Here is a 15,631-nt window from a genome sequence, read left to right as displayed (position 1 = left end):
CTGGAAGAATGATTGTTGCTTTATATAATCAAGGCAAAGTTAAAACATTAAGTGCAAATATAGTAATACCCTTTAAAACCGAAGAATACTTTTGTCAAATACCTTTAATTCCTATGTGATTTTTTAGGACAACAAACCATGCAAATGATAATGTCTTAGAATCAGTGTTACCGTTTTTATTCGATAACAGTTCAACAACTATAAGGTTTTGCAAAAAGCACCCAAAACCGTGTATTCAGCAAGGGGTTCAATTCGATGCCATCTTACAAGTAGATGACCACTAATAATTGACCATTGAAAATGCAATAACTATCTCATTATCAACCATTTATAAAAATCGGAAGTCCATACCAATTTTAACGAAGTCCATAATTTTAATGTTTAACGCCAAAATATCACACAGCATATTGCCTAAACGGAACAACAACAAACATCAATAATAAAACATAATAGAGATAATTGATTATTTTTGCAAACCCAAAATCTAACCCAAGCAAAACACATAGCTCCCATTATATTTCACCATAAACTTTTAGTTTTTCACTTTTAGTTTTTAGTTTTTCACTTTTAGTTTTTCACTTTAAACTTTCCCTCATGCTGTTAAACGACCGTTACGAATACAATCCCGATACCGACCTGATTGGCAAAGGAGGGCTTGCCGAAGTGTTTAAGGCCTACGACAAGCAAAGGGGTATATTCGTAGCCCTAAAAAAGTTTCTTACTGCCGATAGCCTAAAGTACGGCATTAGGGAAGAGTTTCAAAAGTCTATCCAATTTGCACATGGAAACATCGTGCGGGCTTATGACTTTTTCACGGTCGTCAGAAAATTTGATGACGGAGAAACCCACGAAACGCAGTACGGGGTGATGGAACTGATAGAAGGTGGCGACCTGACAGGTTACCTGAATAAGAAACCGGATAATGGGGAGTTGCTGGAAGTGGTTAAAGGCATCCTTCGGGGATTGGACTACCTGCACAAACCCGACTCTACGACTGATAAGGGCAGCATCATCCACCGCGATATCAAGCCGGGTAATATCCTGATTTTTTACAACAACGAAGGAAAACCCATACCCAAGATTGCCGATTTTAATGTGGCCAAAGAAATGAGCGGTAATCTGGAAAGCAGCGTGAGCATGGTCGGAACTTATGAATATATGGCTCCCGAGCAGTTGAACGTTACCAAGTACGGCATGGGAAATCACGTCCACGCCAACGCCGACTTATGGGCATTAGGAGTTATTTTGTGTGACTATTTTATGGGAAAGTCGCTGTTTGGCAGGCGGAGCGAAGGAAACACACAGGGGCAAATTATAGGGAATATTTTAGATAAGCCGATACCCTCCGAGGTCATTAAAAGTTTCCCTGCCCCGTTTAACGGCATCATTGCCCGGTGCTTGGTGCGAAACGCTAAAGACAGGGTGCAGAGTGCCGGGGAGTTGTTGGAGTTTATCAGTAAGAATTTGGTTTTGGATACAACATTTATTGATGAGAAGAGTGCTAAAGGCAGGAATACGGAAGTTACGACGGAGAATAAAAACAAACCGAAACCTAAATATACTATCGTATTTGCCACGGCAGCACTACTATTCGCAATATTATTGGGGTTAATTATTTTTTTGCCTAATGATACTGATGAGCCGATTGTCATCCAAAAAGACACAACAACCGATAGCATTCCTATTGCATCTGTTCAGACAAACAACGATACTGTCGAACAAGTTGAAAGATTGCTAAACGAAGCGAATGCCTTGTTTGTAGAAAATCGCTACAATGAAGCTAAAGAGAAAGCACAATCAATCTTAAAAATTGAACCCAATAATTTGCAAGCCAACAACTTAGTAAAGAAATGCGAAGCACAATTAAACCCTCCCAAGAACAATGAAACAATAACAGAAAAGAAAACCCCTCTTAACGATAACATAAATGGCAACAGCATTAATAATCCTAAACCTGCAGACAATAAAACTTCCCCAAGTAATAAACCAAGCAGTAGCAGCAGTACGAAAGTAAACGACCCCTTTGCCGCCGATATGGTCTATGTAGAAGGGGGAACATTTATGATGGGCAGCCCCGACTTCGAAGCTGGCCGCAGAAATGATGAATATCAACATCAAGTTACAGTGAGCAGTTTTAAAATGGGAAAATATGAAGTAACGCAAGCACAATGGCAATCTGTGATGGGGAACAACCCAAGTTACCATGAAAGCTGTAACCAATGCCCGGTAAAACAGATATCATGGAACGACATTCAGGAGTTTTTATTCAAGCTGAACAACAAAACCGGTAGAAAATATCGCCTTCCTACCGAAGCGGAATGGGAATTTGCTGCGCGAGGGGGTAATAGAAGCAGAAGTTACCTATATTCAGGCAGCAACGCTTTGAGCGAAGTGGGATGGTACTACGAAAATTCGAGCGGTACAACACATCCTGTAGGGGAAAAAACTCCCAATGAATTAGGTTTGTACGATATGAGTGGCAACGTTTGGGAATGGTGCAGCGATTGGTTTGATTCGGAATACTACAAAAACAGCCCCTCTAACAACCCAAAGGGTCCATCAACCGGTGCGTTACGCGTTTTGCGCGGCGGTGGTTGGGACGGCGGTTGGCGGTTCTGCCGGCTGGCTTACCGCCACCTCTTCCTCCCCGGTAACCGCTACGGCAGCGGCGGCTTCCGCCTTGTGGTCGTCCCGTAGTTCCGGCTGTTATGCTTTTCCTTTTTTTACCTTTAAGCTGAAGTTGTGACATGAGTTTGCACTTAAATAGGCAAAGCGGAACGAAGCGGTTGCAAAGTGTAGCAAGTTTTTTTTAACTGGCAAACGAAGAGATAACCTGAAGAAGGGGAGGGCAGAATTTTAAAACAGACATTCTGGGTTTTGTCTGGAATTTCGTTGGATTCAACCGATAAAACGCTGACAGCGTTAAAAACCGTCAATCATCCATCAAAATTTGTCAATCATCAATCCATCCCACGATGTTTTGATATGGGTTACTTCACCTCCTCTTTACCGCAGGCTTCCCCGCTTTCCCGGCCGCAAACCGTGCATTTGCCGATTTGTTTTTCCAACATCGGATTGTTACTGGAACATGACCCTCTGTATTGCCCGTCTTTGATAAGTAAAATTCGCATTCCGATACCTGCCACTGCAATTACAAGCAAAATAAGAGTTAGAAGAAGTGTTACCGGGAACATGATTTAGTGTTTGGTATAAAAACGCCGGAGATATGCGATAAGTTTAAAAAAATGTAATTTTGCTTCTAATCGGGTTGTGAAACTGAATGAAACAGGTACCCCATTTAAAAAAAAATATAGAGTAGTATGCAAAACAAAACGGCGGCATTTGAACGGCTTCTGTTGATTATGAACGACCTGAGAGAACAATGTCCATGGGATCAAAAGCAAACCATCGAATCGCTAAGACCACTGACCATTGAGGAAACTTATGAGTTATCCGATGCAATTGCAAAAGGCGATATGAACGCAATTAAAGAGGAGTTGGGGGATTTACTGTTGCATATCGTATTTTACTCAAAAATCGGAGCAGAACAAGAATCATTTGACATTGAATCGGTGATCAATTCCTTATGTGATAAGTTAATCCGAAGACATCCGCACATTTACGGTGGGGTAGAGGTGTCGGGAGAAGAAGAGGTAAAGCGCAACTGGGAACAAATTAAATTAAGCGAGGGTAAAAAGTCAGCCTTAGAAGGCGTACCTTCCTCTTTACCGGCATTGATAAAATCTGTCAGAGTTCAGGAAAAAGCCCGAAAAGTAGGTTTTGACTGGGACACCGCAGATCAGGTTTGGGAAAAAGTAGAAGAAGAACTGAATGAATTTAAATGGTCGTTATTGCATCAAACCAAAGAAGAACAAACCAAAGAATTTGGAGATGTATTGTTCGCTTTGGTCAATTATGCCCGGTTTGTTGACATTGACCCGGAATTGGCTCTTGAAAAAACCAACCTGAAATTTATTTCCCGTTTTCAGAAAATGGAAATTATAGCGGAGGCAAACGGCAAACGATTGTCCGATATGACCCTTCAGGAAATGGATGAAATCTGGAATGAGGTGAAGAAAGTTTTCCCCTGATTTTATTTACAGACATGCCCCACTAAATTAATAGATTAACAACAATTCTTAAAGACATGACCCCTTTTTCAAAACCTGAAATTCAACAAGCCCTGACCGAAGCATTTACCCGGTTTTCCAATTATATGGTTCATTTATCCGACGAGCATTTTGTGGCTACGGCAACCGGTAAATGGAATGCAGGGCAGCATTTGGAGCATCTCATTAAAAGCATAAAACCCATTAACCGCGCCCTTCAGTTACCGCGTTTGGTACTTCGCACGATGTTTGGAAAAAGCGGCAGGGAAAGCAAGACCTATTCCCATGTAGTAGAGATTTATACAAAGGCTTTGGCCGAAGGTGGCGTATCAACCTCTGAATACCTGCCTAAAAGGATTACCAAAGACGATAAAGAAAAGTTATTGCAATCTTATCAAAAACAATTAGATCTGATAAAGGATAACCTGGCTACAGTAACCGAGAAAGAATTAGACAGTATTTTGCTTCCTCATCCGTTATTGGGGAAATTAACGCTGCGGGAAATATTGTTTTTTACCATCTACCATACACAACACCATTTAGTTTCTGCTAATCAAAATACCGGAACATGAGAACAATTGAATTTTCACATATTCTCTTCCTGGCTTTTTTGTCTTTGAATGTATGGTTCAATTTAAAGGCGCAGGAACTAAATCCGAAAGTAAAACCGGAACAATACTTTCTGAATTTTGGAAGTGGAGGTGGAACCGGAGGTACTATGGGGGCTGGATTTAGTATTTTACCTGCCAAAAACAAGGGTATTCATTTTGGGTATCGCTTTATTACTCATGATGCATCCAACAAACCCGATGATTATCATGCAGGGCTTTGCATTTTTGGAAATTGTCAGCCTCAGGACTATTTCCACCTGGCAACAGTAGCTTATAAAATGATGTTCAATACACGCAAAGAGAGGATAAAATATGGTTTTGAAACCGGACCCTCCCTTGTGTTCAACAATAAGGCCTATTTCACTCCTCAAACTCCCGGATGGTTTGGCAGCAATTATCAGATAAACCGCCGGATTGAAACGACAGTTGGCTTAAACTTAAGGGGAGTGGTTGACTTTAATTTACTGAAAAGGTTTGGACTTGAAATAGCGGGTTTTACCAACTTGAATCCTGAAAGATTTATAGGCGGAGCAGAATTATGCTTGTTATTGGGGAAAATCCGGTAAAAGCCACGTAGAGTTTAATCCCAGTCAAACCAACTGTTCACAATTGTTTGAACGCTATCTGTTCCTGAAAGATGACAAAACTCGTTGGTATGGGAGTTATAGGTATAATCTTTACCCCATTCTTTGTGATGGATGGCCAATTGTTTGATTGCACTGACCAAAAAAACAACCTCTTCGTCGGTCATAACCGGATGAATGGAAGCGCGAATCCATCCCGGTTTGTTTGATAAATCGCCTTCATCAATCTGATGGGTGATATTATGAGAAATTGATTCCGGAATATTCAACAGGAAATGCCCGTAAGTTCCGGCACAAGAGCAACCACCGCGCACCTGAATTCCAAAACGGTCATTTAAAATTCTGACCCCGAGGTTGTAATGAAGGTCTTCAATATAGAAGGAAATCACCCCTAACCGGTCTTCGATGTTTTCGGCCAAAATATGGAGTTTGTCTATTTTTTTCAGTCCGGTAAATAAAATTTCCAGCAACTCTTTTTCACGAAGCAACATTTTTTCGGGGTTCATCAACTCTTTCAACTGTATTGCCATGGCTGCTTTGATGGTTTGCAGAAAAGCAGGAGTGCCTCCGTCTTCCCTTGCTTCTATATCGTCCCAAAACCGGTGTTCGCCCCAGGGATTGGTCCAGGCTACGGTGCCCCCTCCCGGACAATCGGGCACTTTGTTGGTATAAAGTTTTGAATCAAAAATCAGCACTCCCGGCGTTCCGGGACCTCCTAAAAATTTATGCGGTGAAAAATAAATGGCATCTAATTTTGCTTCTTCGTCCTGTTCCGGGTGCATGTCAATTTTAATATAAGGAGCCGAGCAGGCGAAATCTACAAAACACAATCCCCCGTGTCTGTGCATCATCCGGGCAATTTCATGATAAGGAGTTTGAACTCCCGTTACATTTGAACAAGCAGTAACGGAAGCAATCTTGACTTGCCGGTCCTGATATTTGTCCAACAATTGTTCCAGGTTATGGAGGTTCACCAATCCTTGTTCGTCTGGTAAAATACATTCAACCGTAGCGATTGTTTCTAACCAGGAAGTATGATTGGAATGATGTTCCATGTGCGTTACAAAAACAACCGGACGTTCAATTTCGGGAATATTACAAAGCGGCGACCATTTTTCAGGCAACCGAAGCCCGAGTATTCTTTGTAACCGGTTAACTGCTCCGGTCATTCCCGTTCCGGCAAGCAGCAAAACATCATTTGCGTTGGCGTTGACATGCGATTTTATGATTTTTTGAGCTTTGTGATAAGCTAATGTCATAGCCTTTCCGGTTTCTGTGGTTTCTGTGTGGGTGTTCCCAACATAGGGGCCAAGTTCTTCGGATAAACGATGTTCTATAGGAGCATAAAGACGACCGCTTGCCGTCCAGTCGGCATAAAGCAGTCGTTGTTGTCCATAAGGGGTTTGAAAAAACTGTTGATAACCGACAATTTGATTTCTGAAAGCGGTAAAATACGCTTCTAACCGGCTTTTGTGCGGGTGTTTTAAAGGAATGACAGTATTGGCGGTCATTTTGATAGAATTTACCGCAAAAATACAATAATTATAGTGAAACCTGAACAGACTGAACAAGTATCACTTCTTAGCTATTTATTTTCGAGATCAGGGGCTTCTTTTTTAACCGGATTTTGGTTGTCGGAGGTTGTGAGTTCGGAATTATTCATTAACTCCCGCTTTTTTTCCCGGTATGCCTGTTCTTCTAATTCCACATTTTCGTAAGCCTTGATGATTTTCTTCACCAACCTATGCCTGATTACATCTTCCTCGTTTAAATAAACCACGCCAATACCTTTAATATCTTCAAGTATCCGGATGGCTTTATCTAATCCCGATTTTTGGTTTTTCGGCAAATCTATCTGGGTCAAATCACCGGTGATGATGCTTTTTGCAGAAGGGCCTAATCTGGTTAAAAACATCTTTAACTGAAGGTTCGTCGCATTTTGTGCTTCGTCCAAAATGATAAAAGCATTGTCAATCGTGCGTCCCCGCATAAAAGCAAGGGGTGCAATTTCGATGACTCTGTTTGCCATAAACTCGTTGAGTTTTGGGATTGGAATCATATCGTCAAGCGCATCGTAAAGGGGGCGAAGGTAAGGGTCAACTTTGTCTTTTAAATCTCCGGGAAGAAAACCGAGGTTTTCACCGGCTTCTACCGCCGGACGGGTCAGGACAATTTTTTTGACCAATTTGTTTTTTAATGCCCGGACTGCCAACGCAACTGCCGTATAAGTTTTACCGGTTCCTGCAGGACCGATGGCAAACACAATATCGTTGTCTTCAATTTGGTGAACCATTCTTTTTTGGTTCGGTGTGCGTGCTTTAATCGCATTGCCATAAGGGCCGTAAAGTATCAGGTCTTTATTGTGTTCGACCGGTACATTTGTAGGAGCAGTTCCGGCGAGAATCTCTTCTATATTGATTAAAGAGATGGAGCCAAACTGAAAAATAAAATCGGTAATGACATTCACCTTCTCTTCAAAAATCATGATCTGCTCGTCATCTCCGATAGCCTGAATTATATTTCCTCTATTGACTAATTTTAACTTAGGGAAAGCACGGCGGATTACATCAAATTTAGAATTATTTACTCCGAAAAACTCTACCAGATTAACGCCTGCAACGGTAATTTTTACTTCGCTCAAATTGATGATGGGGTTTTAAACCAGAGAAAAGGTTTGTTTGAATGTTCGCAATTAATTTTTTAAAAAAACCGGGCTATCCGGAAAAATCATGGGTTCGAGATGCAAAGTTAAATTGAAAACCTACAAAGTCTTGACAGAATCGCGACTTAAGGAAATATTTTACAAAATATAAAATGGAATTATCAAGATGAAAACAGGTAAATGCTGCATAAACAAACAATTATTGCTTTGCTAATCGTTGAATTCCAGCAAGTGCAGATAACTTATACAATACCCTTGCTCCGACATTTGCATCCCATTCGTTCCCGTTATTGGACGATGGAGCTACTTCACAAAGATCAAAACCTATGATTTCTCTACCTGAAGCAACTACTTGCGAAAGCAGATAAAAAACCGGTTGTAACTCAAACCCTCCCGGAACCGGAGTGCCGGTATTGGGGCACAGTTTGGGATCTAATCCGTCTATATCAAAACTGATATAGACCTTGTCAGGTAAATGGCCGATGATTTCATTGCAAAGTTCTGACCATGAAATACTGTTTTCGATGACTGTTCGTCTTTTGATGTCATGGTCGTAAAAAGTGATAATTCTATTTTCGGAAGATTCAATCATGTTAACCTCTTCTTCACAAATATCCCGAACCCCTACCTGTACCAATTTGCTGACCTGAGGATACTTTAAGGCATTGTACATAATGGAGGCATGAGAAAAAACAAATCCCTCGTAACTTTTCCTCAAATCGGCATGAGCATCAATTTGTAAAATACCGAAACCGGCATGTTTTTTTGATAGTGCTTCTATCAGGCCTAACGGAGTGCTGTGATCACCACCTAATACGGCAGGAATTTTACCATCGGCCAAAATTTTAGAAGCCACTCTGATTAACCATTGATTCAAATGATAGGCGGTGGAGTTTATCTCCGCCAATATCGAATACAAATGAATGTTGTTTTCTACCTTTCCGCCTAATTCCAAAAAATTAATGTAATGGATGGCCTTTTCGCGAAGAATTATGTTTTTCTGTTGCCATTCCTGACTGATAGGCAATAAATGAAAGCCGATTTTCCAGGCATCCGGAACGTCAAAATCATATAAATCTAATTGGGGCGATGCTTTCAAAACAGCCTCCGGACCCAAAGCGGTGCCTCCTCCGTAAGAAGTGGTAACTTCCCAGGGAACCGGGATAATCACAATTTCAGAATCGGAATAATCAAAGGGCAACCCGAATATTCCTGAAGAAGTATTGCCAACCCCACTTGGGTTAAATTTGGCAATTTTGTCTGCTTTTGTGGGCTGAATGGGCATTTAAGATGGGTAGTTTCGTGCAATATTAGCTATTTTTTATTGCTTATCAGAACAAACCCTTAACTTTGCATCTAATATTATTTTTCTTCTGCTTCAACACCTATTCATAATGAAACAGTTGTCCTTAATTTTTCTGGTTGCCTTTACATTTAATTGTGCCGGACTTGTTGCTCAAAATCCCGGTAAAATCCGTTTGGTGATTACAGATTCAAATAAAAATGGGGTAGCAACCATTGATACCATATTAAAAGCTGGAACAGATATTGAAATGGTGCTGAAATCTTTGGGTTATGATCAAAAAAGTATCGCAAATGAAGGCGTTGACGGAAAACGTCAGGTAACCATAGCAACGGAAGAAATCATGGAAGACCCCGCAGTATGGAAAGACCGCGAAGGTAAAACTTTCGGTACAACAGAGAAAACGGTTACTTTAGACATCTCACCGAGCATTTCACACGAAAACACGCTGAAACCTGAAGACTTTGTCAAAATACCTGAAGGGGCAGTAGTCGAGGAATTGCCCGATGGCACCAAAAGATTTACTACCACCGAAACCGATGCGAACGGAAAAACCTATACCAAAAGAACAACCATCTCTCCGGCAAAAAAAGAGCGCATTGCAGATGAAGGAGGATATACCAATAGTTGGGTCAATATGGAAGGACAACCTATTCCTCCTTTGGCCGAGTCTTTGAGTTGGGAAACTGAAACCTATTCTCAATCTACCGGAACTTATCCGACTGTTCAAATCACTTTGGCAGAATGTGATATGTTCGATATGTCCACCCTCAATTCCAGAGATAAATCCATCCTAAATTATGAACAACTGCCGGTTGAAAAATTTACCGTAAAACCGGATTACAAAGAAGGATATTTCAGATTTTCTTTTTCTGTTCCTAATGCAGAGCCGGCCGATTTTGTAATTTACGATGTTGTTGGCAGTTTACTTTACTCTGAAAATGTAACAGGAAATTACAGCAAGTTTATTCCCGACTTCAACCTTTACCGCAAAGGAACCTTCCTGATTTTGATTAAACAAGCCGGCAAAAAATTTACCCACCGCCTCACTATTGACTAAAACTTTTGGATATGCCGGGCAACAGTTTCGGAAAGATTTTTCGCATTACCACTTTTGGCGAATCTCATGGCCCGGCTATAGGTGTGGTGATTGATGGATGTCCTGCAGAATTGACCATTGACCTCGATTTTATTCAATATGAATTAGACCGGCGAAGACCCGGTCAATCTTCTTTGGTATCTCAGCGAAGGGAAAAAGATAAAGTCGAAATCTTGTCGGGCATTTTTGAAGGGAAAAGTACAGGCGCGCCTATTTCCATGTTGATTAGGAACACCGATCAACGCGAAAAAGATTACAACCATCTGAAAGACAAGTTTCGCCCGTCTCATGCCGATTTTACCTGGCAGGAAAAATACAAAATCAGGGATTACAGAGGCGGAGGACGCTCATCTGCACGGGAAACTGCTGCCAGAGTTGCAGCAGGTGCAATCGCTAAAATGTTATTGGCAAAACATGGAATTAATGTTTGGGGATATGTCAGTCAGGTAGGGCATTTGATTTTAAAAACGCCTTATACCCAACTTGACAAAAACAATGTCGAACAAAACGAAGTTCGTTGCCCCGATGTGGAAATGGCCGCTGACATGTCCGATTTGATTAAAAAAATCAGAAAACAAGGTGATACCATCGGAGGAGTGGTCAGTGCCGTGATTTCAGGACTTCCTCCCGGTTTGGGAGAACCTGTTTTCGACAAACTACATGCCCGGCTCGGAATGGCTATGTTAAGCATCAATGCTGCAAAAGGTTTTGAATTTGGATCCGGTTTTAATGGCGTTTCGATGAAAGGTTCTGAGCACAATGACTTGTTTTTTGTTAACTCAGAAGGCAAAATTGACACTCATACCAATTATTCCGGAGGTATTCAGGGAGGTATCAGCAACGGAATGGATATTTATTTCAGGGTTGCTTTTAAACCTGTAGCTACAATATTAAAACCTCAACCTACCATTGATATATATGGAAATCCGGTGATGGTAGAAGGTATTGGCAGACACGACCCCTGTGTCTTACCCCGGGCCGTTCCAATTGTTGAAGCGATGGCAGCATTAGTCATTGCCGATTTTCTGTTACTGAAACAGGCTGTTGTTTAGCAAGTGGTCAAATTGCAGGTGTTCTTCAAGAAATTTAAAACGACAGGTTATAGCTTTAACCATTTGTTTGAAAATTTACAAAAACTGAAAAGTCCGGCATTTTAATAAAACCCTATTGATTGCTAATGCTAAAGAGGTTTTAAAACAAATCACTACTATCCGTAAAATTTGAAAACCCAAAGAAAGATAAGGGTGAATAATGAAACAAGAAACACCTCATTTCTTACTTTAAAAATCATTCATGAAACAAGAAACGGTTCATTTCTAACTTCAATAATCTTCCATGAAACAAGAAACGGTTCATTTCTAACTTCAATAATCTTCCATGAAACAAGAAACGGTTCATTTCTTACTTTAATAATCTTCCATGAAACAAGAAACCATCCAATTCTTATTTTAACAGCTTCAAATGAAGAAAGAAACAGGTTGTTTCCTGCTTCAAATTCTAACAAGGAAGTAAGAAACGGTTCAAATCCTGTTTCAAAAATTTTTGGAAAGTCAATTTTATACTTTATAAAGTCAAAAAAATTTGCTTTGTTTGATTTAAATCACCCTATTTCAATGATTATGGGCTGATAAATTGGCATCAAATTAAAATAAAAGGACTATTTACATAGGGGTTTCAACACTTTTCACAAGATTGTTAAGTTTGCGTTCCCATTTAATCTCTCAAAAAGTTTGGCATAATCCAAATCAAGCTTATTGCATAAGTTAAGGATAATACTGTCTTAACTTCCTGCTTTCTAGAACAGTCCCTACTAAAACTTTCCGGCATTATCAGCCACTTTTAGTCAAGTAAAATTGTATTATACAACAGTCCTTTGTATTTACAGCAAAAGGAGAGATAGCGGTTCTGTTAAGATTCCATAGTTTGAGATACCTAAGAAAATATATTGAGTATCAGTGCGAAATGATTACGGAGGTATTACAGAAGTGTCTGTATTAAATATGATACAATTTTTATTGATTTCTCTTTTGATTTAAGAAGAAGCATACTTATCAATTTTTTATAGCTTTGTGTTTATCGCAGATGAATATTAGTAGTACAAATGGTTTGTCCTTGATAAACTGCTCTCCATTTGAGATAAATTGACTAAATGCAAATCCTGTATTTAAAACTGACTTTATAATGAGATACTTATTTATCTTTTTTCTTGTCTTTAGCATACAAGTTACAGCTCAATGGAATAATGAAGTTATGGAGTTAATTAACAAGTATGATACAACAACAGTGGACAGTCTTCGTATGACTTATGCCCGAAGCATTAAAATATCTGAATGAAGCCAATAAACTAATACATGAGGGGGTTGAGTTTTCAAAAACTGGGCACTCCAAACTAAAAACCAAGATTGATATCTATAATCTGTTGGCGACAGCTTATGAGTATGTTGGCGATATTAAAAAGTCAATTCAATTTCACATGGAAGAAGTTGCCATTGCAGAAAAATCTGAAATTAAGAGTTCGGTAAGTCTTGCCTACAACAACCTCTCATCATCACATAAAAATCAGGGCAATATTGAGGAAGCTTTAAAATACCAAATCAAATCATTGGATGCAGCATTAAGTCAGGACGACCCCTATTTTATTGGGATTGCTTATGGAAATCTTGGATCAATATTTATTGAATTACAAAAAATTGATTCAGCACTGTATTATAATGAATTATGTATTTCTTACCTGCTTAAAATAAAAGACAACAAAGAAGGTCAGTATGGCGCTTTGGGTTGGGTGTCAAATATCCAGGGCAATATATACTTAAAAGAGTCAAAATTGGATTCGGCATATCGTTTTTATCATCGTTCAAGAAAATACAGAGAAGAAATCAATCACAATCTTGGGAAGTTTTTAATCTACAGAGATATTGCCAATTTGCACCATCAGTGGAAAAGCAATGACAGTGCCTTTTATTATATCAATCAAAGTATTGCATTGGGTAGAGAAAATGGATTTCTTCGTGATTTGGACCATTCGTATTTGCTTCGAAGCGAAATGTTGCAACATAAGGGAAGGTTTAAAGAAGCACTTTCTGATTATGTTACAAGTATTCAGATTCGCGATTCTGTTATCAACGAAGAAAATGGCAAAAATTTATTACGCCAATCTCTACAGTACGAACACAATTTACAACAGCTGGCCGACTCGCTTCAGTATGCCGGTAAAGAACAAGTGCTAAAAGAGCGAACCCAAAAACAGCGATTGGGTTTATATGCTACAGTTTTAGGTTTATTTTTAGTGATTGCGCTCGCATATTCAATTTACCATGGTAAAAAAATCAGCGATCAGCTTTTACTCAATATCCTGCCTGAAGAAACAGCAAAAGAGCTTAAACAAAAAGGGAGTTCAGAAGCAAAGCTTATTGATCAAGTTACAGTGTTGTTCACCGACTTTAAAGGATTTACACAAATTTCAGAAAAACTGTCTCCGCAAGAATTGGTTACCGAGATTGACACCTGCTTTCGAGCCTTTGATAATATAGTTCAAAAATACGGTGTGGAAAAGATAAAAACGATTGGCGACAGTTACATGTGTGCAGGCGGATTGCCGGTGCCAAATGCCACACATGCTGTTGATGTTATTCAAGCAGCATTGGATATGCAGCAATTTATGATCAAACATAAAAATGAAAGGGAAACAGTAGGCAAGTTATTTTTTGAAATAAGAATTGGAGTTCATACAGGGCCTGTAGTTGCTGGAATAGTCGGGATTAAAAAATATTCTTATGATATTTGGGGAGATACTGTTAATACTGCTAGCAGGATGGAATCCAGCAGTGAAGCAGGGAAAGTAAATATCAGTGGAACAACTTATGAGTTGGTGAAAAATAAATTTAAGTTCGAGTATAGAGGAAAAATCGAAGCTAAGCATAAAGGAGAGATAGACATGTATTTTGTAGAAACTATATAGTTAATATATTCAATAACCCGGACCTAATGAAATGGCAGTTGAATATGTAAAAACAAACTCTGTGTATAAATTACTTTAGTACCTAATCTGAGTGAAATAAGAAAATACGACTTTTTGCGATTTTATCTCCTCGAAAAATCAATCTGAAATTGTCTTTTGAACCATCTCAATTATAATTTTATAAAATAGACAATTTTAAAATACAAAATTACTATTCAAAAGATTTAGAGCTATAGCTTAGTAAGCTAAAGCAAATCCTCAGTTTTAGATTCTGATTCTAAAAATGATAATATTGCCTGACCTACCAAAGCGGGTTGTTCTTCCTGCGGGAAATGTCCGCAGGTTTCTAAAGTAATGGTTTTTGAACTGGTAAAACCGGACTGGAATTTGGTTAAATATTTTGGGGTAATAAAAGGGTCTTTCATTCCCCAGATAAAGAGGGTTGGCTTATCGGCTATCATCCCTCTTTGGTTCCAAAGTTCTTCAAACCAAGGTTGGTCATTTAACAAAGATTTTGCGAATGTCAGGGGGCCTTTGCGGCTGTTGCTGTTCGGAAAAGGTCGGGTGTATTGAGTTAATAATTTTTTACTCAACTTATTTGCGCCAAAGGATTTAGGCAATAAGAAGCGCGAAGAGAAGTTTAAATACAGGTAAAGAAAAGGTAAAAGCGGACTTTTTAAGATTTTAGCAAACTTTATAAACTCCGGTTCATTTGCACTGCTCCACATCCATGTATTCAACAGAACTAACTGTTTTACCTTTTCCGGAAACCTGACCGCATAGTTTAAGCCGATTGGTCCGCCAAAATCATGAAGAACTAAGGTAATTTTGTCCAACTTCAATTCTTCAATAAATTTTACAAGGGTTTCACTGTGATTTTTGGTGCTGTAATCGTAGTTTGAAGGTTTATCGGAAAGTCCAAAACCGATATGATCAATGGCTATACAGCGGTAATGCGGAGACAACAGTTTAATTACATTTCTGAAATCAAAACTCCAGGAAGGGGTTCCATGAACAAATAAAATGGTATTTCCCTGCCCCTCGTCAATATAATGAAGCCGGCTTCCATTTACAGTAAAATAGTTTGAGGTAAATGGATATTCGTATTTGTCCAAAAAATCTGTTTTCATTTTTTTTTTGCAAAGATGCAGGGTTCAAATCTTAAGAATCTTGGTCTATACCAAACATTTACTCAACAAAAATTGCCTGCAAAAAAAATCAGTCATACCTGCAATTATTGATGCCTGTATGACTGATTTTAAGTTTTTGATAGGTTATGGGAGTAATAAATACATTGCCCTATCA

The 15,631-nt window shown here is 39.2% G+C and carries 14 protein-coding genes; 10 read left to right on the top strand and 4 right to left on the bottom strand.

Annotated features, from left to right (window positions below):
- Positions 1–594: 594 nt before the first annotated feature.
- The 5 genes from IPM47_16240 to IPM47_16220 all read left to right on the top strand — a co-directional run bounded on the left by IPM47_16240 (position 595) and on the right by IPM47_16220 (position 5,286).
- Positions 595–2,697: an SUMF1/EgtB/PvdO family nonheme iron enzyme gene (locus tag IPM47_16240; GenBank protein QQS28395.1), complete on the top strand. Its 2,103-nt coding sequence runs from the start codon at positions 595–597 to the stop codon at positions 2,695–2,697.
- Positions 2,698–2,877: 180 nt separating this feature from the next.
- A complete protein-coding gene (locus tag IPM47_16235; protein ID QQS28394.1) occupies positions 2,878–3,201 on the top strand; it encodes a hypothetical protein in 324 nt (107 codons plus the stop codon).
- Positions 3,202–3,320: 119 nt separating this feature from the next.
- On the top strand, positions 3,321–4,091 hold the full coding sequence (mazG, locus tag IPM47_16230) for a nucleoside triphosphate pyrophosphohydrolase (protein ID QQS28393.1): 771 nt from the start codon (positions 3,321–3,323) through the stop codon (positions 4,089–4,091).
- 56 nt (positions 4,092–4,147) lie between these two features.
- Entirely contained in the window at positions 4,148–4,681 is a 534-nt protein-coding gene (locus tag IPM47_16225; GenBank protein QQS28392.1) for a DinB family protein, read from the top strand.
- Complete coding sequence (locus IPM47_16220; GenBank protein QQS28391.1) at positions 4,678–5,286, top strand: hypothetical protein; 609 nt, start codon at positions 4,678–4,680, stop codon at positions 5,284–5,286. The genes IPM47_16225 and IPM47_16220 overlap by 4 nt, the downstream gene beginning before the upstream one ends.
- Before the next feature lie 14 nt (positions 5,287–5,300).
- On the opposite strand, the gene IPM47_16215 is transcribed toward IPM47_16220, so the two are convergent.
- From IPM47_16215 to IPM47_16205, 3 genes are all read right to left on the bottom strand, one after another.
- A complete protein-coding gene (locus IPM47_16215; GenBank protein QQS28390.1) occupies positions 5,301–6,815 on the bottom strand; it encodes an aminotransferase class V-fold PLP-dependent enzyme in 1,515 nt (504 codons plus the stop codon).
- Positions 6,816–6,889: 74 nt separating this feature from the next.
- On the bottom strand, positions 6,890–7,945 hold the full coding sequence (locus tag IPM47_16210; protein ID QQS28389.1) for a PhoH family protein: 1,056 nt from the start codon (positions 7,943–7,945) through the stop codon (positions 6,890–6,892).
- A 220-nt stretch (positions 7,946–8,165) separates the two neighbouring features.
- The gene (locus tag IPM47_16205; GenBank protein ID QQS28388.1) at positions 8,166–9,251 is read right to left on the bottom strand and encodes an agmatinase family protein; all 1,086 of its coding nucleotides are present in this window, start codon (positions 9,249–9,251) and stop codon (positions 8,166–8,168) included.
- 109 nt (positions 9,252–9,360) lie between these two features.
- On the opposite strand from IPM47_16205, the gene IPM47_16200 reads away from it, so the two are divergent.
- From IPM47_16200 to IPM47_16180, 5 genes are all read left to right on the top strand, one after another.
- Positions 9,361–10,329 (top strand): hypothetical protein, encoded by a 969-nt coding sequence (locus IPM47_16200; protein QQS28387.1) that lies wholly within the window; start codon positions 9,361–9,363, stop codon positions 10,327–10,329.
- A gap of 11 nt (positions 10,330–10,340) precedes the next feature.
- On the top strand, positions 10,341–11,420 hold the full coding sequence (gene aroC, locus IPM47_16195; protein QQS28386.1) for a chorismate synthase: 1,080 nt from the start codon (positions 10,341–10,343) through the stop codon (positions 11,418–11,420).
- Between the two features lie 168 nt (positions 11,421–11,588).
- Positions 11,589–11,996 carry a hypothetical protein gene (locus tag IPM47_16190; protein QQS28385.1) on the top strand — a complete coding sequence of 136 codons (408 nt, stop codon included), beginning with the start codon at positions 11,589–11,591 and terminating at the stop codon, positions 11,994–11,996.
- A 553-nt stretch (positions 11,997–12,549) separates the two neighbouring features.
- Entirely contained in the window at positions 12,550–12,702 is a 153-nt protein-coding gene (locus IPM47_16185; protein ID QQS28384.1) for a hypothetical protein, read from the top strand.
- Complete coding sequence (locus tag IPM47_16180; GenBank protein ID QQS28383.1) at positions 12,674–14,326, top strand: tetratricopeptide repeat protein; 1,653 nt, start codon at positions 12,674–12,676, stop codon at positions 14,324–14,326. The genes IPM47_16185 and IPM47_16180 overlap by 29 nt, the downstream gene beginning before the upstream one ends.
- A 245-nt stretch (positions 14,327–14,571) precedes the next feature.
- On the opposite strand, the gene IPM47_16175 is transcribed toward IPM47_16180, so the two are convergent.
- On the bottom strand, positions 14,572–15,456 hold the full coding sequence (locus tag IPM47_16175) for an alpha/beta fold hydrolase (protein ID QQS28382.1): 885 nt from the start codon (positions 15,454–15,456) through the stop codon (positions 14,572–14,574).
- Between the last annotated feature and the right edge of the window lie 175 nt (positions 15,457–15,631).

The organism is Sphingobacteriales bacterium (assembly GCA_016700115.1).
Classification (GTDB): Bacteria; Bacteroidota; Bacteroidia; order Chitinophagales; family UBA2359; genus UBA2359.
The sequence above is the reverse complement of the archived record's forward strand: the minus strand, read 5'-3'. Positions and strand labels throughout refer to the sequence as shown.

Coding starts and splice junctions, on each gene's coding strand:
- IPM47_16240 (QQS28395.1), top strand. CDS start 595: ATGCTGTTAAACGACCGTTACGAATACAATCCCGATACCGACCTGATT.
- mazG (QQS28393.1), top strand. CDS start 3,321: ATGCAAAACAAAACGGCGGCATTTGAACGGCTTCTGTTGATTATGAAC.
- IPM47_16225 (QQS28392.1), top strand. CDS start 4,148: ATGACCCCTTTTTCAAAACCTGAAATTCAACAAGCCCTGACCGAAGCA.
- IPM47_16220 (QQS28391.1), top strand. CDS start 4,678: ATGAGAACAATTGAATTTTCACATATTCTCTTCCTGGCTTTTTTGTCT.
- IPM47_16215 (QQS28390.1), bottom strand. CDS start 6,815: ATGACCGCCAATACTGTCATTCCTTTAAAACACCCGCACAAAAGCCGG.
- IPM47_16205 (QQS28388.1), bottom strand. CDS start 9,251: ATGCCCATTCAGCCCACAAAAGCAGACAAAATTGCCAAATTTAACCCA.
- IPM47_16200 (QQS28387.1), top strand. CDS start 9,361: ATGAAACAGTTGTCCTTAATTTTTCTGGTTGCCTTTACATTTAATTGT.
- aroC (QQS28386.1), top strand. CDS start 10,341: ATGCCGGGCAACAGTTTCGGAAAGATTTTTCGCATTACCACTTTTGGC.
- IPM47_16185 (QQS28384.1), top strand. CDS start 12,550: ATGAGATACTTATTTATCTTTTTTCTTGTCTTTAGCATACAAGTTACA.
- IPM47_16180 (QQS28383.1), top strand. CDS start 12,674: ATGCCCGAAGCATTAAAATATCTGAATGAAGCCAATAAACTAATACAT.
- IPM47_16175 (QQS28382.1), bottom strand. CDS start 15,456: ATGAAAACAGATTTTTTGGACAAATACGAATATCCATTTACCTCAAAC.